Raw genomic sequence first — 17,973 nt, 5'->3', positions numbered from 1 at the left:
AAAATCGGTTGTTTGTTTGCCCTGAGACAACTGTGACCGCCTTGCCACGGCCGGGCAAATGGTGCTTAAACGGGCGCGGATTGCGGGCCCCTGCCCTGAGACACAAAGGGGTGTGTGCGTGGCCCGCCGCATACGCAGATGGAGTTTCCATGCAGATCGAACTGTCCGCCGTCCTTCCCGCCGATACCGCCCTGGCCGTTGTGGTCGGTGAGGGACTGACCCTGAGCGCCGCCGCACAGGCGCTGGAAACCGCCACGGGCGGCTACTTCACCGGGGCGCTGAAAAAGTCAGGATTTACCGGTGCCAAGGGCAAGGTGCAGACCGTATCGGCTACGGCGGATCAGTCCTATACGGCTCTGGTGGCCCTGGGGGCCGGGCCTCTGGGCGACCTGAAGGGGCAGACGCTCGAATCGGTGGCCGGCAGCCTGTGGCACGGCCTGAAGGCGTCGGGCCTGACTTCGGTGGCGCTCGACCTGTCAGGCTTTGCGGCGCAAGAGGTGGCGACGGTGCGTTTCGCCCTGACGCTCGCCGCCTATCGCTTCGACAAATATTTCGGTCAGGCCAAGCTGGACAAGCTCCCGGCGCTGAAGACGATCACGCTGGTGACGGCGGATGTGGCCGCCGCCGAAGCGGCTTATCAACCGTTGAAAGCGGTCGCCGAGGGTATCATTCTGGCGCGCAATCTGGTGTCTGAGCCCCCGAACGTTCTCTATCCCGAATCCTACGCCGAAATCATCAAGGGCTACGAATCGCTGGGCCTTAAGGTCGAGGTGCTGGGCGAAGCCGAAATGAAGGCCTTGGGCATGAACGCGCTTCTGGGCGTGGGGCAGGGCTCGCGCAAGGAATCGAAGCTGGTCGTCATGCAGTGGAACGGCGCGGGCGATGCGCAGCCGGTGGCCTTTGTCGGCAAGGGCGTGACCTTTGACACCGGAGGCATCTCCATCAAGCCCGCTGAGGGCATGGAAGACATGAAATGGGACATGGGCGGTTCAGCCGCTGTAGTCGGGGCCATGGTGGCGCTGGCCGGGCGTAAGGCGAAGGTCAATGCCGTGGGTATCGTTGGCCTTGTCGAAAACATGCCGGATGGCAATGCCCAGCGTCCGGGCGATGTGGTGAAGGCCATGTCGGGTACGACGATCGAGGTCATCAATACCGACGCCGAAGGCCGCCTCGTTCTCGCCGATGCCCTGTGGTATTGCCAGGAACGCTTCAAGCCGCAGTTCATGATTGATCTGGCCACCCTGACCGGAGCCATGATCATTTCGCTGGGCATGGACTATGCCGGCGTCTTTTCCAACAATGACGATCTGGCGGACAAGCTGGTGAGCGCGTCGAAGTCGGTGTCGGAAAACACCTGGCGGATGCCGCTGCCGCCGCAATACGAAAAGCAGATCGACTCCAAAATCGCTGACATCCGCAATATTGGCGGCCGTCCGGCGGGTTCGATCACCGCAGCCCTGTTCCTTCAGCGCTTCGTCAATGACGTGCCGTGGGCGCATATCGACATCGCCCCGACGGCCTGGACCAATGAGCAGCGCCTGACCACAGTGCCAGAAGGCGGCACCGGTTTTGGCGTGCGCACGCTCAATGCGCTGGTTGAGGCCTATTACGAGCAGTAAGGCACGCCCCCTCTGACAAGAAGGGATACCATGACTCAGGTCTGGTTCTATCATCTCGAACGCACGCCGTTGAAGGCCGCTTTGCCGGACCTGCTGGAAAAGACCCTGCAAAAGGGCTGGAAGGCCTATGTGCTGGGGGCGGCGGGCGAGACGCTGGAGGGACTGGATCAGCACCTGTGGGCGTATCGCGATGAGGCCTTTCTGCCGCATGGACTGGAGAGCGAGCCTCAGGCGGCGCGCCAGCCGGTACTGCTGGGCGACAGCGGCGGCAATGCCAACGGTGCTGAGGTGCTGTTCTCGGTGTCCGCCATGAATTTGCCCGAACTGTCGCCGTATCAGAGGTGTCTGATCCTGTTTGAGGGCCACGATGAAACGCATCTGAACTGGGCGCGTGCCCAATGGAAGACGCTGAAGGCCCAAAATCTCGATCTGGCCTACTGGAAACAAAACGACGCCGGTCGTTGGGAGAAGGTCCAATGATGAAAAAACTGGCCGCTGGATCGGCCCTGCTTCTGCTGGCCGCCTGCTCGACGCCGGCCCCGCCGCCTGTTTCACCGCCGCCGCCGCCCGCTGTATCGCGCCCCACACCGCAAAAACCGCCGGAATTCAAGCCGGTCGATACCGACAAGTGCGAGGCCAAGAGCCTGCAATATCTGGTGGGTAAGCCGCGCACCCAGATCCCGGTGCCGCTGGAGCCTTCAAAGCGCCGTGTTCTGTGTTCGACCTGTGCGGCGACCATGGATTACCGCGCCGATCGTCAGACGATCATTTTCGATACGGATACGGGGATTATCAAGTCGGTCACCTGCGGCTAGAGCGCAATCCGATAAAGTGGACACCACTTTTCGGAAAAATTGCGCGACCAAACAAAAGCTTAGGGCCATTCGGCGGCTCAACTTAGCCGACGAATGCTCTAGCAAATCGCGGTCTTTGGGCGCCTAGTTCGTCGCCGTCGCTTGCAGGTACAACCATACCTGCGGCGTTAGGCTCCTGCTATTCGCCGCAAATCTCGCAATTTGCAGACCGCTCTCCTCCCTGCGCGAAGCGTGGGGAGGAGATTAAAGCCCCGCCTCGGTTTTGGCCGTCTCATAGATTTCGGCGGCCTCCATCCAGTCGCCTTCCATCTTCACCAGATCGTCTTCAAGCTTGGACTTTTCCTTGCCGAGCCTGACCGCCTCTGTTGGGGCCTTCACATAGATGTCCGGGTCCGAAAGTTTCAGGTCGATCATCTTGATCTTGTTACCCAAAGTCTCAATCTGACGCTCAAGGTCATCGGCCTTTTTCTTGAGCGGTGCGATGGCGTTGCGGGCAGCGGCGGCGGCCTTGCGCGCCTCCTTGGTATTGACGCTGGCCGGCTTGTCCTTGGCGGCGGCCTGCGCTTCCTCGCGCGTCGCTGTCTTGGCGCGTTCGACTACCAGCTTCGCGTAGTCGTCCATAGTGCCGGTATAGGTCTTCACCGTTCCGTCGTTGACCAGCCACAGCTTGTCCGCCACCAGTTCGACCAGAGAGCGGTCGTGGGTGATGATCAGCACCGCGCCTTCATAATCGTTCAGCGCATCGAGCAGGGCGCGGCGCGAGTCGATATCAAGGTGGTTCGTCGGCTCATCGAGGATCAGCAGGTGCGGGCCGTCCATGGCCACCATGTTGAGCAGCAGGCGCGCGCGCTCACCGCCCGACAGGTCCTTCACCTTGGTCTCGACCTTTTCCACCGTCATGCCAAAGCTGCCCAGACGCCCGCGGCGCTTGGATTCCGTCTCATCCGGACGAGCGCGGCGCATCATCTCCAGAGGCGTGTCTTCCGGGTCCATGGCCTCGATCTGGTGCTGATGGAACCAGGCGACCGTCATACGGCGGTCGCGCCACTGCGTGCCGTGCATTTCGGTCAGGGCTCCGGCCAGCAGCTTCGCAAAGGTCGATTTACCAGCCCCGTTGACCCCCAAAACCCCAATCCGATCATCGGGATCGAGCCGGATATTAATGTTCCGGAGAATAACTGTATCCCCATAGCCAACACTGGCATCGTCCAGACGCAGGATCGGCGGGGCCAGTTCCTTTTCGGGCGATGGCAGGCGGAAGGGCGCAACGCGGTCCTGAATATTGGCGGCAATTGGCGGCAGCTTTTCCAGCTTCTTCATGCGCGACTGCGCCTGTGAGGCCTTGGACGCCTTGGCCCTGAACCGATCGACAAAGGCCTGAAGGTGGGCGCGTTCGGCCTCCTGCTTGGCGGCATTGGCGGCGTTGAGGCGGGCCTTTTCGGCGCGCATCCGCTCGAAAGTGTCGTAATTGCCGCTGTAATAGTCGAGCCTTTGCCCCACCACGTGCACGATGGCATCGACCGACTCGTTGAGCAGGTCGCGGTCGTGCGAAATCATCAGGGCGGCGTTGGGGTAGCGTTTCAGCTTGGCTTCCAGCCACAGGGCCCCTTCGAGGTCGAGATAGTTGGTCGGCTCATCGAGCAGCAGCAGGTCGGGCTCGGCCAAAAGCGCCCCGGCCAGCGCCGCGCGCATCCGCCAGCCACCGGAAAAATCCGAGATGGGCCGCGTCAGGTCGGCATTGGAAAAGCCCAGACCACTGAGGATTTCGGCGGCACGCGACGGCGCACGGTCTGCGCCGATGGCATAGAGGTCGTGGTGGATTTCCGCCTGCTGCATCGGATCGGCGGTTTCGAGCGCCTTCAGAAGAGTGGCGCGGCGCGTGTCGATGGCCAGCACCGCGTCGATCAGATGCTGCGGTGAGGCGGCGATTTCCTGATCGACACTCGCCACGCGCCATCCTTTGGGCGTGGTGATTTCGCCGCCGCCCGGCTGCGACTTGCCCAAAATCAGGCCGAACAGGGTCGATTTGCCGACGCCATTCAGCCCCACCAGACCGGCCTTGGTTCCCGGCGTCAGGGTCAGGCTGGCGCCATCAAAGAAGCGACGGCCATAGGCGTCGTAGGTCAGGTTGGTGATCTGAAGCATGAGACTGTAAAAAACGTCGTAAAAAAGCGGTTGGCGTAAGCCGTCGGCCTCGCTATAAGCCGCCCCAACCTAAACGCAAGACAAAACGGATTTCCCATGTCCCGTACCTTCTCCATCCTGAAGCCCGACGCCACCCGCCGCAACCTCACCGGTGCCGTCAACGCCGTGATCGAGGCCGCCGGCCTGCGCATCGTCGCTCAAAAGCGCGTTCACTTCACCAAGGCTCAGGCCGAGCGCTTCTACGGCGTCCACAAGGAGCGCCCCTTCTTCGGCGAACTGGTTGAGCAAATGACCGCCGCGCCGGTCGTTGTTCAGGTTCTGGAAGGCGAAAACGCCGTCGCCAAGTACCGCGAAGTGCTGGGCGCCACCAACCCGGAACAGGCCGCCGAAGGCACCGTCCGCAAGCTGTTCGCCCTGTCGATCGGTGAAAACACCGCGCACGGTTCGGACTCGGACGAAAACGCCGCGATCGAAATCGCGCAGTTCTTCTCGGAAGCCGAAATCGTCGGCTAATCTGAGGTTTATTGCCGAAACTTAAAACCCCGCCGGTGCGCCCGGCGGGGTTTTTTATTAGAGCGATGTGCGGAAAAGTGTGAGCGGTTTTCCGTAAGAACATCGCGACAAAACAAAAATTTAGAGCGAAGTGGCGTTTCCACCTAAGTCATTTCGCTCTAGCCACGAAAAACACGAAAAGCACAAAAAGGCTGCCCCTTTTTGCCTGAAGGGCCTCCCGTCATTGCGACAGGCCTTCTTGCCCGGCGCTGCGCGCCAAATGTTGACCGCGTTGTTCGTGATTTTCGTGTTTTTCGTGGCTAAATTCTTCGGTCGCGACCCTAATCCAGTTCAACCACCTCGACGCGGGTGCCGTTGAGCACCAGCGCCAGTTCGCCTTTTTTCAGCTTGATGGCGTCGTCGCCGAACACCTTGCGCCGCCAGCCTTCGAGGGCCGGGACATTGGCCTTGTCATCGAGTGCGATCTTTTCCAGATCGGCCACAGAGGCGATCAGTTTCGGGGCCACGCCTTCGTCTTCGCAGCGCACGCGCAGCAGCACCTTCAGCAGTTCCACCACGCTTGCCGGGACCTGCACCGGCGGCGGGGCCTTATCGACCTTGGGCGCGTATTTTTCCGGCTCGGCCAGAGCCGTCTGGATCACCTCGCACAGTTCGATGCCGAATTTGGACGCCCCGAACCCCTTGGGCGTCGAACGCAGGCGGTCAAAGGCCGCCGCATCGGTGGGCAGTTGGGTGGCGATTTCGTCCACGCCCTCGTCCTTGAGGATGCGGCCGCGCGGCTGATCGCGCTCCTGTGCCACGCGCTCGCGCCACGCCGCGACCTCCTTGAACACCGCCATATATTTCAGCGAGGGCTTGCGCGGACGCAGCCGCCGCCAGGCGTCGTCGGGCGAGGTGTTGTAGAGCTTCGGATCGGTCAGGTCGGCCATTTCGGCGGCGACCCATTCGTAGCGGTTCTGGGCTTTCAGCTTTTCGACCAGCTTCGGATAGAGCTTGGCCAGATGCGTCACATCGCCCAGCGCGTATTGCAACTGCTGCTCAGACAGGGGCCGGCGTGACCAGTCGGTGAAGCGCGAGCCCTTGTCGATATCGACCTTGATGACCTGACGGACCAGCGAATCATAGGCCACCTGATCGCCGAAGCCCGCCGCCATGGCCGCGACCTGCGTATCGAAGACCGGGGCGGGCATGGCTCCCAGATTGTTGAAGATTTCCACGTCCTGACGGCAGGCGTGGAACACCTTGAGGATTGCCGGATCGGTCAGCAGGTCCAGAAACGGTTTCAGATCAAGGTCAGGGGACAGGGGGTCGATAATGCCCGCGTGCTCCTCGGACGCCGCCTGTATCAGGCACAGCTTGGGCCAGTAGGTGGTTTCGCGCATAAACTCCGTATCGACGGTGATGAACGGGGCGCTGGCGATTTTGGCGCAGAAATCGGTGAGGGCGGCGGTCGTGGTGATAGTGGGCATAAATACGACTTTGTGCGTGAAGCGCGACGGGGATGCCCGTCTTTTTCCACGGCGATGAAAAGAAAGGACCGCACGGCGGCTGCCCGGCGCACGATTTGACGATTTTGCGAATAGCTATAGCAAGTTTTTGCGGGACGAAAAGCGCCAAGCCCGCTATAGAGCGCGCAAATCACCCTCAAATCGCTTTCCGGCGCGTACACTTAAGGTTAGTTTTATGACCGAGCCCCAATCCAACGGCCTTACCTATGCCCAGTCCGGCGTCGATATCGACGCGGGCGAAGCGCTTGTGGACGCCATCAAACCGCTGGCCAAGGCCACGCGCCGCCCCGGTGCCGAGGCCAGCCTGGGCGGGTTTGGTGCCCTGTTTGACCTTAAGGCGGCGGGCTATGGCGACCCGCTGATCGTCACCACGACGGACGGCGTGGGCACCAAGCTGCGTATCGCCATCGAAACCAACCGTCACGACACGGTGGGCATCGATCTGGTGGCCATGTGCGTCAACGACCTGCTGGCGCAAGGCGCTGAGCCCCTGATGTTCCTCGACTACTACGCGACGTCGAAGCTGGACGTCGATACGGCGCGCCGCGTGGTGGCCGGGATTGCCGAAGGCTGCAAGCGCGCGGGCTGCGCGCTGGTCGGCGGGGAAACCGCCGAAATGCCGGGGATGTACGAGGGCGAAGACTACGATCTGGCCGGGTTCAGCGTCGGCGCGGTCAACCGCGACAAGGTGCTGCCGAAGCTGGAGGCACAGGCGGCGGGCGATCTGATCATCGCTCTGGGGTCGTCGGGGCCGCACTCCAACGGCTATTCGCTGATCCGCAAGGTGGTGGAGCGCTCGGGCCTGAGCTGGGCCGACGACGCACCGTTTGCCACCGAAAAGTCGCTGGCTCAGGCGCTGCTGGAGCCGACGCGCATCTATATTGCGTCGGTTCTGCCGCTGATGAAGGCGGGTCTGGTCACCGGCGGCGCGCACATCACCGGCGGCGGCCTGATCGAAAACCCCGGCCGCGCCATTGCCGAAGGGCTTAAGGCCGAGTTCGATTTCGACGGCTGGACCTTCCCACCGGTCTTCCAGTGGCTGATGCAGACGGGCAATATCGACAAACACGAGATGCTGCGCACCTTTAACTGCGGCGTTGGCTTCGTGCTCTATGTGAAGCCGCACAATGCCGACGCCGTGCTGGCGGCGCTGCTCATTGCGGGCGAAGACGCCTTTATCTGCGGCCAACTGGTCGCGGCGTAATCATCAACCCCCTCTCCCTGAGGGAGAGGGTTGGGGTGAGGGGGCTTTTGACGCCCCGGTTCCCCCTCATTCGGCGCTGGCGCGCCACCTTCTCCCTCAAGGGAGAAGGGAGGGTTTGAGACTATGAAAACCAAAACCGCCATCTTCATTTCCGGGCGGGGGTCCAATATGATGGCCCTTGTCGAAGCCGCCAAAGCCCCGGACTTTCCGGCCGAGTGCGTCGTGGTGGTGTCCAACGATCCTGCCGCCGCGGGGCTTGAGTGGGCTGCGTCGCAAGGCATCGAGGCGCTGGCCGTTGATCACAAGCCTTTCGGCAAGGATCGCGAAGCACATGAGCGCGCCATTGACGCTGAGTTGCGGGCGCGTGGCGTCGAATTCATCTGTCTGGCCGGCTATATGCGTATCCTGACGCCATGGCTGGTGACGCAGTGGGAAGGGCGGATGATCAATATTCACCCGTCCCTTCTGCCGAAATACAAGGGCCTGCACACCCACCAACGCGCAATTGAAGCGGGCGATGCTGAGGCCGGGTGCAGCATCCACTGGGTGTCCGCCGGGGTGGATGAGGGGGCTTTGATCGCTCAGGCCCGCGTGCCGATCCTTGAGGGCGATACGCCCGATACGCTGGCGGCGCGCGTGCTGACAGAGGAGCACCAGCTTTATCCGGCCGCCGTGCGCGACATTCTAACAAAAATGTAATCTGGCCGCCGTTAAGGTTTCTTGCGCAACAAAGGCGCTCATGTAAAGTCCGCAGCCTGTTATAAATTTACACAGGATGCGCTCGCATGTCGCTGAAATCCGTCCTCACCTATGGTGCCGCCTTTGCGCTGGCCGCCGTCATGGCTCCCGCCGCGCCGGGTACGGCTCTGGCCGACGAAGGCATGTGGACCTTCGACAACTTCCCCGCCGCCAAGGTCAAGGAGACCTACGGCGTTACGCTTGACAAGGCATGGATGGACAAGGTGCAGGCCGCAGCGGTGCGCCTGTCGGGCTGCTCGGCCTCGGTCGTGTCGCCGGACGGTCTGGTGCTGACCAATGCCCACTGCGTGATTGCCTGTGCGCAGGACCTGTCCACGCCGCAGACCGATTACGTCAATGACGGCTTCCTGACCAAGGCCCGAACCGAGGAAAAGACCTGCCCCGGTCAGACGGCGGAAATCCTGTTGTCGATCACCGACGTGACCAAGGACATCAATGCGGCGACCAAGGGCCTGACCGGCGCTGACTTCGTCAAGGCGCAGAACGTCAAGTCGGCCGAGCTGGAAAAGGCCGGGTGCGGCGACGATAAGACGATCCGCTGCCAGGTGATCAGCTTCTATCAGGGCGGTGAGTACAAGCTCTATAAGTATCGCCGCTATACCGATGTGCGTCTGGTCTTCTATCCGGAATATAAGGCGGGCTTCTTCGGCGGCGACCCCGACAATTTCAACTTCCCGCGCTACAATCTCGATTCTGGCTTCCTGCGCCTGTACGAGAACGGTCAGCCGGTGAAGACGCCGCAGCATCTCAAATTCGCCACGACGGCGCCGAAGGAGAACGAACTGGTTCTGGTGGCCGGCAACCCCGGCTCGACCAGCCGCCTGTTGACCGTCTCTCAGCTTGAAACCCTGCGCGATGTGACCATTCCGACCCAGCAACTGATGCGCTCGGAACTGCGCGGCCGCCTGATCCAGTTTGGGGCTGAATCCGAAGCTAACAAGAAGATCACCGTCGATACCCTGACCAGCCTCGAAAACGGCTTCAAGGTCTTCTATGGTCAGCAACTGGCACTTCAGGACCCGAAGGTCATGGAGGCCAAACGCGCCGAAGAAGTGGCCCTGAAGGCCGGTATGAGCGCAGAGGACAAGGCGCTCTATGGGGATCCGTGGGCCGATCTGGCGGCGGTTCAGGTGACGGCCAAGGACCTCTATCTGCCCTACTATTTCCTCGACTCGTCGCTCAATTCGTCGAGCCTCTTCTCCTATGCCCGCACCCTGGTGCGTGCCGCCAAGGAGCGCGCCAAGCCGTCGGCCGAGCGTTTGCCGGAATTTGCCGATACGCGCCTGCCGCTGGTCGAAAAGCGCCTGCTGGACAAGGCGAACATCATCCCGGCGCATGAGCGCATCTTCCTCGAATTCCGCCTTCTCAAGGCGCGTGAGTACCTGACCACGGACAACGCCATCACCAAGCTGATGCTGGGTAAGGAATCGCCCGAAGGTCTGTCGAAGCGCCTGATCGAAGGCACGAAGCTCGGTGATCCAGCGGTGCGTAAGGCCCTGTGGGAGGGCGGTCTGGCGGCCATTCAGGCCTCTGATGACCCGATGATCCAGTATGCGCTGAAAATCGACGATCAGGCGCTGGCGCTACGCAAGGACTACGAGGCCAAGGTTTCGGGCCCGACGCGCATCGCCGCCGAAAAGGTCGCCAAGATCCGCTTCAAGGCCTATGGCAACTCGACCTATCCGGACGCGACCTTCTCGCTGCGCCTGTCCTACGGTAAGGTGACGGGCTGGACCTATCGCGGTCAGGCCGTGCCGGCCTTTACGCAGTTTGCGGGCCTGTATGACCGTGCCACGGGCAACGACCCCTATGAGCTGTCGCCGAAGTTTGCCGCTGCCAAGGGCAAGATCGACCCGAAGATCGTCTATAACTTCTCCTCGACCAATGACATCATCGGCGGCAATTCCGGCTCGCCGGTGATCAATGCCAAGGCGGAGGTCGTGGGCGCGGCCTTTGACGGCAATATCCATAGCCTGGGCGGGGCCTATTACTACGACGGTACGATCAACCGCACCGTCACTGTGGCCTCGACCGCCATCCTTGAAGCGCTGGACAAGGTCTATGACCAGAAGGCGCTGGTGAAGGAACTGACCGGTAAGTAAGTCAAAATCTCCGCCCTGTGCTGAAGGCACAGGGCGGAGAAAGGGAGGTCTAGTAACTTCCCATTTTCAGGTTGAGTTTCAGCGCATTGGCCAGTGCCTTGGCGCGTTTGCGAGTCTGTTCGCCAAGGAGCAGGTCTTCCCAGCCGCTCTTGGCCTCCAGCACCAGATCGCGGCCCTGCTGCGTCAGGTGGGCGTGGCGGAGCAGGGCGCCCGACTTGGCCGACAGGTCGCAGCCCAGCCGCAGGGCCAGACCCAACCGCGTGGCGCGCTCAAGCCCGTCATCGCCCAGAATACGGCTGATCAGCACCGGCTCCTTGGTATAGGCGTCGCCGGAATAGCGGGTGAACAGGGTCGAGGCCAGGAAGACGCGCTCGGCATGGTTCTGTCCTGGAATAGGGGCGCGCAGCACCTGATCGCAGACGAGGTCGGCGCGGTGATCGGGGTGCAGGAGCGCGCCCATGTCGGCCAGCTTGGATGCCGCGCGGATCAGCCGCACATCGGGTATGTCGATGCCGGAGGTGGTGTCATAGAAATCACAGACCCACTGGGCCAGAGCCGGCCCCATATCGTTGCTGATGCCCTGACGCGCCCCCAGAGCGGCGCAACCTTCGATCAGCGGGTCGCGCTTTTGCACGTCCTTAGGCAGTTGTTCAAACAGAACGCCTTCGCGCAGGCCGTTGGCCGAAAAGTTGATGGTGTCGAAGCCGAAGGTTTCGATCAGGGCCTGAAGCACCAGAGCCGCATAGGCCAGATGCTCCATGCGCCGCTTGGTGACGCCGCGGATGCGCTCCAAAGAGGCGGGCGACTGGGTGGCGATCAGGCGGCAAATATTGAGGGCTTCGCGCGCGGGCAGCTCAAATTGCTGAACGATCTGAAGCGGATAGTTGGCCTTCTGCATCCAGATGATGGCGAGGTTGCGCCACGCACCGCCGACGGCATGAAAGGTTGCAAACTGAAAGCGATCCTTGTGCGGCGTCAGAACCTCACGGATGCGCGTCAGGGTCTTGTCGATATCGACCGCCGCCGGAGCCCCCAGCGCGAAGGGCCCCAGGGGCAGGGTGATGCCTTTGAAGGCATTTTCGCCTTGCAGATCAATCAGCTCAAGGCTCGATCCGCCAAGGTCGCCCACCACGCCGACCGCATCGTCATGTCCGCACAGCACGCCCAGCGCCGAGTAATAGGCCTCTTCGGCCCCGCTGAGGACGCGCACCTTGAAGCCCGTTTCGCTCTCAATACTATGCACCATGTCTGGGCCGTCCTCGGCCTCACGGATGGCGGCGGTCGCCACGGTGTGCACCTGCGACAGGGGGTAGGAATCGACGATGAAACGAAAGCGTTTCAGCGCGATCAGCGTGTCGCGGCAGCCCGAGGGGCTCAGACGGCCGCTGCTCATCAGTTCGCGCCCTAACCCCGCCAGCACCTTTTCGTTATGCACCGGCCAAATCGAGCGCCCTTCGACGCGATAGATGACCAGACGCACCGAGTTGGACCCGATGTCGATGACGGCCGTGTAGTAGGCGGCGGGCAGGGCCGTCGCGGCGGGAAGGGGGGCAAAGCTACTTTCGGGCACCGACATGATCAAACGCTTGGGGGAGATCCTTGACGCCGCGACCTCTACCGGACAGCGACGGGTTTGTCATGAAGTATTCGTGGGCCGAGAAGGGCGCATCGAGGCCGGTCGTATCAAAGCGCGTATAGGTGCCGTCTGACGACAGGTTCCACGACTGCGCCTCGTCATTGAGGTTGGCGACCATGATCTGATCCAGAACCTGACGGTGGACGGTGGGATTGTCCACCGGGATCAGGGTTTCGACGCGGCGGTCCAGATTGCGGCTCATCCAGTCGGCGGACGAGATGAAGACGCGCGCCTGGTCCGACGGCAGGGCGTGGCCGTTGGCGAAGCAGACAATGCGCGTGTGCTCCAGGAAGCGCCCGACGATCGACTTGACGCGGATATTGTCCGAATAGCCCGCCACGCCGGGACGCAGGCAGCAGATGCCGCGAATGACAAGGTCGATCTGCACCCCGGCCTGTGAGGCCTGATAGAGCTTGCGGATGATCACCGGATCGACCAGCGAATTCATCTTGGCCCAGATTTGCGCGGGCTTGCCGGCGCGGGCATTGGCGATTTCCTGCTCGATCAGATAGATCAGACCCTGTTTCAGCGTCACCGGCGAGAAGTAGAGCTTTTCCATCACGTCCGGGCGGGCATAGCCGGTGATGAAGTTGAAGACGCGCATGGCGTCGCGCCCCAGCGCCGGGTCGGCGGTAAACAGGCTTAGGTCCGTATAGACCTTGGCCGTTACCGGGTGATAATTGCCGGTGCCGAAGTGGCAATAGGTGCGCAAGGCCTCACCCTCGCGGCGCGCCACGACGCTCAGCTTGGCGTGGGTCTTGTACTCCACAAAGCCATAGACGACGTGCACGCCCGCGCGTTCCATGGCGCGGGCCCAGCGCAGATTGGCCTCTTCGTCAAAGCGCGCCTTGATTTCGACCAGAGCCGTGACGTTCTTGCCCTGCTCGGCGGCTTCAATGAGGGCCGCGACGATGGGCGAGTCCTTCGAGGTGCGGTAAAGCGTCTGTTTGATGGCGATGACGTTGGGGTCGCGCGCCGCCTGACGCAGGAACTGCACCACGGCGTCGAAGCTTTCGAACGGGTGGTGGACCAGAATGTCCTTTTCGCGGATGGCCGAGAAGATGTCTCCGGCATTGTCGCGGATGCGTTCCGGAAAGCGCGGCGTATAGGGCTTGAATTTCAGGTCGTTGCGATCGGGCGGGATAAGCTGCGACAACTCGGACATGCCCAGAATGCCATCGACAATGGTCACGTCCTGCGGCTGGGCGCGCAGTTGTTCGATGATGAATTCGCGCAGGTCTTCGGGCATGGAGGCGCCGAATTTGACGCGCACCACCGAGCCGAGGCGGCGCTGCTTCAGCAGGGCTTCGAACTCACGCACCAGGTCTTCGGCTTCTTCCTCGATTTCGATGTCCGAGTCGCGGATGATGCGGAAGACGCCCTTGCCCAGAATATCGAAGCCGGGGAAGATCTGCTGGGCGAACATGACCACCATGCCCTCCAGCGTGACGAATTTGCGCCGCGTGTTCTGACCGCGCGAATTGCCACCGATCTCCCAGAAGCGGCGCACGCCCGTGGGGATGGGCACAAGGGCGTACAGCGTCTTGGCATCGGCGCGGCGTTGCAGTTTCAGCGCGATGCAGAAGCCCAGATTGGGGATAAAGGGGAAGGGGTGCGCCGGGTCGATAGCGAGCGGCGTCAGCACGGGGAAAAGCTGCTCATGGAAGCGCTTTTCCAGCCACGCCGTGTCGGTCTTGGTGACTTCCTTGTGATCGAGCAGGATCAGGCCATTGGCCGACAGTTCGGCCTTCAGCTTGGACCAGATGGTCTGCTGCTTGTTCATCAGGGCCTGAGCGACCTTGTTGACGGCCTCAAGCTGCTCGGCCGGGGTGTGGCCGTCTTCGGACAGGATACGCACGCCTTCGCGCACCTGACCCTGAAGCCCGGCGACGCGCACCATGTAGAATTCATCGAGATTGTTGGCCGAAATCGACAGGAAGCGCAGCCGCTCCAGCAACGGATGGCGCGGATTTTCGGCCTCTTCGATCACCCGCTTGTTGAAGGCCAGCCACGACAGTTCGCGGTTGATATATAGCGCATCGCCCAGCGCCTCGTCCGAGGTCAGATCAATTTGAGCCTCTGGCTGAGGCTCAGCCGCCACCGACTCGGTCGTGCGGATAATGTCATTGACGGTTTCGGAGGCGGGCATAGCGGTTCAGAATCCTTATTTTCTTATGTTTTACTGACTAAATCTCATCCCAATCGTCGAACCAAGTCATATTTTCACTGGTCTCGATAAATTGACGCGCCAAAGACCGGGTAAAGGCGCGGCCATTGGCATATGCCTCAAGACCTGTGACAATTTTTTGGGCGTGCGCCACCGAGCGTTCCATGCGGCGGCTGAGATATTCCAGCACGTCGTCGGATGGTGTGATGACGCGCGCTTCAAACAGCTTTTTCAGCACGCTTTTCAGCAGGCTATCGTCCGGTTCCGGCATATCGACGACGCGCATGGCCTTCAGCCGCGACTCGAAATCGGGCACACGGATGGTCCATTGTGCCGGGTGCTGGCGTGACAGCAGCAGCAGGCGGCCATCCGACGCCGTGCGGTTATAGAGGTGGAACAGGACCTCCTGATCGAAGGTCTCAGCCTCATCGACCACGAACAGGGTGGCGGTGTCCGGCACGGGCGCGCCGGGGCTCAGCCAGTGCGCCCCGTGCGTTTCAGCAAAGACGTGGCCGGCGTGGGTCTTGCCGGAGCCGGCTGGTCCGGTCAGCACCAGATGCGGGTTCAGCCAGTCGGCGGGCAACCTCAGAAGGTCGAACAGGGCGCGGTTGGCGTCGGAGACGACAAAGTTCGCCGCCGCATAGGGGGCAGGCAGGGACAGGTCGAGCGGGTACTGATGCGCCATGCGCTTAACTTAGGAAGATGGGGCGCAGAAGGCAATCCGTGGACGCCCCATCCGATGGGGTTAGTTCGGTGGGCCGTTCTGGGGAAAAGAAACCCCGGATAGACACGGAGGGTCCGAGAAGGCTGAGGCGTGTGGGTCTGACTATCCGTGTGATCGCCGCAGGCGATCATCCGTGTGCTGGTTAACTTCCTGATGGTTGGCACAAGGCCATCGCTTTTGTTTCCCGCTTTTAAAGGCTAGGGTTGTTCCATGGAATTTGAATATCTGCACATTACGCCCGCAAAAGCGCTACCTGAGTTGGGTAACACGCCTTTCCGGGCTGTTATCATCGCCGACATGACGGTTGACAAGGTGTGGCGGGAGAAGGTGGCTATATGGCTTGTGAGCAGTGGGTGTCTTTACGCGCTGGCATGGGGCGCCGCGTGTGAAGCATGGCACGATGCCGTCGATTGGGCCAATATCTCGGTATTCGGTATCGCCCCAATTCCGGATGATCACCATGTCTTGACCACATGGCATCCCGATGAATCATTAGCAGAAGTCCTGTGGTTTGCTGGACATTGCGCCAGCCACCCTACCGTTGAATTGAAGGAAACCCGCCTGATACACGTCGCCGAGTCCGCGCGGCGGACGGAGATACTGAAAGCGTATCGCCTAAGCCAAGGTGCCGGGAGAGATTGATTGCGCTTTGCAAATTAACCATGCTGCGGATGATATCGGCAAGAAGAATGAACCACGGATAGACACGGATGCCCGCCCGCAAAGCGGGCAGGTCCACGGATGGTCCGAGAAGGTTGAGGCATATTGGTCTGAATATCCGTGAGATCGCCGCAGGCGATCATCCGTGTGCATCCGTGGTTAAACCCCAAGAGACAGCTCGCTTGCAAAATAAAATGAAATTCGGAGGCGGCTTTTTGCCGGGAGTCCGGACACAAGTCTTGACATTCCGCCCCTGTCATGTGCCCTAGCCCCCAACCGTTTTTTGAGCCGGATTCAGAGACTCACAATGCATAGTTACCGTACCCATACCTGCGGCGCGCTGCGCGCCACCGACGCCGGCGCCGAGGTGCGCGTGTCGGGCTGGATTCACCGCAAGCGCGATCACGGCGGCCTGTTGTTCATCGACCTGCGCGACCATTACGGCCTGACGCAACTGGTGTTCAATCCGGACAGCGCGGGCTTTGCCAAGGTCGAACGCTTGCGTGCTGAAAGCGTTATCCGCGTCGATGGCAAGGTGGTGGCGCGGGATGAGGCGACCGTCAATCCCAACCTGCCGACCGGGGCTATCGAAGTCGTGGTGTCGGATATCGAAGTGCTGTCCGAAGCTGCCGAACTGCCGCTGCCGGTGTTCGGTGAGCCCGAATATCCCGAAGACATCCGTCTGAAAAACCGCTTCCTCGACCTGCGTCGCGAAACCCTGCACAAGAACATCGTGCTGCGCTCGCGCGTCATTCAGTCGATCCGTAACCGTATGGTCGCGCAGGGTTTTCTGGAATACCAGACCCCCATCCTGACCGCCTCGTCGCCCGAAGGGGCGCGCGACTTCCTGGTGCCGTCGCGTCTGCACGCGGGCAAGTTCTATGCCCTGCCGCAAGCGCCGCAGCAGTTCAAGCAGTTGCTGATGGTGTCGGGTTTCGATCGCTATTTCCAGATCGCCCCGTGCTTCCGTGACGAAGACCTGCGCGCCGACCGTAGCTTGGAATTCTATCAGCTCGATATCGAGATGAGCTTTGTGACGCAGGAAGATGTGTTCGCGGCCATCGAGCCGGTGATGCACGGCCTGTTTACCGAGTTCGGCGAAGGCAAGCGCGTGTCTAGCTATCCGTTCCAGCGCATCCCCTACAAAGAGTCCATCGCCAAGTACGGCTCGGACAAGCCGGACCTGCGCAACCCGATCGAAATGCAGGACGTGTCTGAGCATTTCCGCGGCGGCGGCTTTGGCCTGTTTGCGCGTATTCTCGAAAACAGCGCTAACGCTGTGTGGGCCATTCCGGCCCCGAAGGGCGGCTCGCGCGCCTTCTGCGACCGTATGAATTCGTGGGCGCAGGGCGAAGGTCAGCCGGGCCTCGGCTACATCTTCTGGTCCGAGGATCAGGGCGCGTGGGGCGGCCCCATCGCCAAGAACCTCGGCAACGACGCCACTACGGCGCTGATGACCGCTCTGGGTCTGGCGCAGGGCGACGCGGCCTTCTTCGTCGCTGGCGATCCCAAGGTCTTCTACAAGTTTGCCGGTCTGGCGCGCACCAAGGTCGGCACCGATCTCAACCTGGTGGACGAGGATCAGTTCCGCTTCTGTTGGATCGTCGATTTCCCGATGTTCGAGTACAATGAGGACGAGAAGAAGGTCGATTTCTCGCACAACCCGTTCTCCATGCCGCAGGGCGAGATGGAGGCGCTCCTCACCAAGGACCCGCTCGACATTCTGGCCTATCAGTACGACATCGTCTGCAACGGCTATGAGCTGTGCTCTGGCGCGATCCGGAACCACAAGCAGGAGATCATGCTCAAGGCCTTTGAGATCGCGGGCTATGGGGCCGATGTGGTTGAAAGCCAGTTCGGCGGGATGCTCAACGCCTTCAAATACGGCGCGCCGCCGCACGGCGGTCTGGCCCCTGGTATCGACCGCATTGTGATGCTGCTGGCTGGTCAGACGGCGATCCGCGAAGTCATCGCTTTCCCGCTGAATCAGCAGGGGCAGGACGTGATGATGAGTGCCCCGTCGGAGGTGACGGAGAAGCAGTTGAAGGAACTGCATATCCGGACGCAACTGCCGATCAAGGTGAGCTGATATGCATGGGGTGTGGGGTCCGTGACCCCACA

General features: G+C 61.4%; 14 protein-coding genes. 9 read left to right on the top strand and 5 right to left on the bottom strand.

The genetic code is table 11. The features are described from left to right. The first annotated feature begins 149 nt into the window (after window positions 1–149). Genes EM6_RS15120 through EM6_RS15110 form a run of 3 tightly spaced genes read left to right on the top strand, consistent with a single transcriptional unit; the run spans window position 150 to window position 2,434 of the window. Complete coding sequence (locus EM6_RS15120) at window positions 150–1,619, top strand: leucyl aminopeptidase (protein WP_126423952.1); 1,470 nt, start codon at window positions 150–152, stop codon at window positions 1,617–1,619. A 30-nt stretch (window positions 1,620–1,649) separates the two neighbouring features. Further along, the gene (locus EM6_RS15115) at window positions 1,650–2,099 is read left to right on the top strand and encodes a DNA polymerase III subunit chi (protein WP_126423951.1); all 450 of its coding nucleotides are present in this window, start codon (window positions 1,650–1,652) and stop codon (window positions 2,097–2,099) included. After that, the gene (locus EM6_RS15110) at window positions 2,096–2,434 is read left to right on the top strand and encodes a proteinase inhibitor i78 (protein ID WP_126423950.1); all 339 of its coding nucleotides are present in this window, start codon (window positions 2,096–2,098) and stop codon (window positions 2,432–2,434) included. The genes EM6_RS15115 and EM6_RS15110 overlap by 4 nt, the downstream gene beginning before the upstream one ends. A 243-nt stretch (window positions 2,435–2,677) precedes the next feature. Here the strand turns inward: EM6_RS15110 and EM6_RS15105 are convergent, their stop codons facing one another. Continuing rightward, complete coding sequence (locus EM6_RS15105) at window positions 2,678–4,579, bottom strand: ABC-F family ATP-binding cassette domain-containing protein (protein ID WP_126423949.1); 1,902 nt, start codon at window positions 4,577–4,579, stop codon at window positions 2,678–2,680. 96 nt (window positions 4,580–4,675) lie between these two features. Here EM6_RS15105 and ndk point away from each other — a divergent pair, with 96 nt between their 5' ends. Beyond that, window positions 4,676–5,092 (top strand): nucleoside-diphosphate kinase, encoded by a 417-nt coding sequence (ndk, locus tag EM6_RS15100; protein WP_126423948.1) that lies wholly within the window; start codon window positions 4,676–4,678, stop codon window positions 5,090–5,092. Between the two features lie 320 nt (window positions 5,093–5,412). Here ndk and rnd read toward each other — a convergent pair whose 3' ends face one another. After that, window positions 5,413–6,561: a ribonuclease D gene (rnd, locus tag EM6_RS15095; RefSeq protein WP_126423947.1), complete on the bottom strand. Its 1,149-nt coding sequence runs from the start codon at window positions 6,559–6,561 to the stop codon at window positions 5,413–5,415. 214 nt (window positions 6,562–6,775) lie between these two features. On the opposite strand from rnd, the gene purM reads away from it, so the two are divergent. The 3 genes from purM to EM6_RS15080 all read left to right on the top strand — a co-directional run bounded on the left by purM (window position 6,776) and on the right by EM6_RS15080 (window position 10,665). Further along, window positions 6,776–7,804 carry a phosphoribosylformylglycinamidine cyclo-ligase gene (purM, locus tag EM6_RS15090; protein ID WP_126423946.1) on the top strand — a complete coding sequence of 343 codons (1,029 nt, stop codon included), beginning with the start codon at window positions 6,776–6,778 and terminating at the stop codon, window positions 7,802–7,804. Window positions 7,805–7,927: 123 nt separating this feature from the next. Continuing rightward, window positions 7,928–8,503, top strand: coding sequence for a phosphoribosylglycinamide formyltransferase (purN, locus tag EM6_RS15085; protein WP_126423945.1), 576 nt, complete (start codon window positions 7,928–7,930; stop codon window positions 8,501–8,503). Between the two features lie 86 nt (window positions 8,504–8,589). Next, window positions 8,590–10,665, top strand: a complete 2,076-nt coding sequence (locus EM6_RS15080) for a S46 family peptidase (protein WP_126423944.1) — start codon at window positions 8,590–8,592, stop codon at window positions 10,663–10,665. A gap of 49 nt (window positions 10,666–10,714) precedes the next feature. Here EM6_RS15080 and EM6_RS15075 read toward each other — a convergent pair whose 3' ends face one another. The 3 genes from EM6_RS15075 to EM6_RS15065 are packed head-to-tail and all read right to left on the bottom strand — an operon-like array spanning window position 10,715 to window position 15,153. Beyond that, window positions 10,715–12,241, bottom strand: coding sequence for a Ppx/GppA family phosphatase (locus EM6_RS15075; RefSeq protein ID WP_126423943.1), 1,527 nt, complete (start codon window positions 12,239–12,241; stop codon window positions 10,715–10,717). After that, a complete protein-coding gene (locus EM6_RS15070; protein WP_126423942.1) occupies window positions 12,222–14,450 on the bottom strand; it encodes an RNA degradosome polyphosphate kinase in 2,229 nt (742 codons plus the stop codon). The genes EM6_RS15075 and EM6_RS15070 overlap by 20 nt, the downstream gene beginning before the upstream one ends. Before the next feature lie 37 nt (window positions 14,451–14,487). Continuing rightward, on the bottom strand, window positions 14,488–15,153 hold the full coding sequence (locus tag EM6_RS15065) for a DnaA ATPase domain-containing protein (RefSeq protein ID WP_126423941.1): 666 nt from the start codon (window positions 15,151–15,153) through the stop codon (window positions 14,488–14,490). Between the two features lie 249 nt (window positions 15,154–15,402). Here EM6_RS15065 and EM6_RS15060 point away from each other — a divergent pair, with 249 nt between their 5' ends. Together EM6_RS15060 and aspS are read left to right on the top strand one after the other, a co-directional pair. Further along, complete coding sequence (locus tag EM6_RS15060) at window positions 15,403–15,834, top strand: DUF7684 family protein (RefSeq protein WP_126423940.1); 432 nt, start codon at window positions 15,403–15,405, stop codon at window positions 15,832–15,834. 325 nt (window positions 15,835–16,159) lie between these two features. Next, window positions 16,160–17,941, top strand: coding sequence for an aspartate--tRNA ligase (gene aspS / locus EM6_RS15055; protein WP_126423939.1), 1,782 nt, complete (start codon window positions 16,160–16,162; stop codon window positions 17,939–17,941). Window positions 17,942–17,973: the final 32 nt, after the last annotated feature.

Source organism: Asticcacaulis excentricus (assembly GCF_003966695.1).
Taxonomy (GTDB): Bacteria; Pseudomonadota; Alphaproteobacteria; order Caulobacterales; family Caulobacteraceae; genus Asticcacaulis; species Asticcacaulis excentricus_A.
Note: the sequence above shows the minus strand (reverse complement) of the source record. Positions and strands in the feature narration are given on the sequence as shown.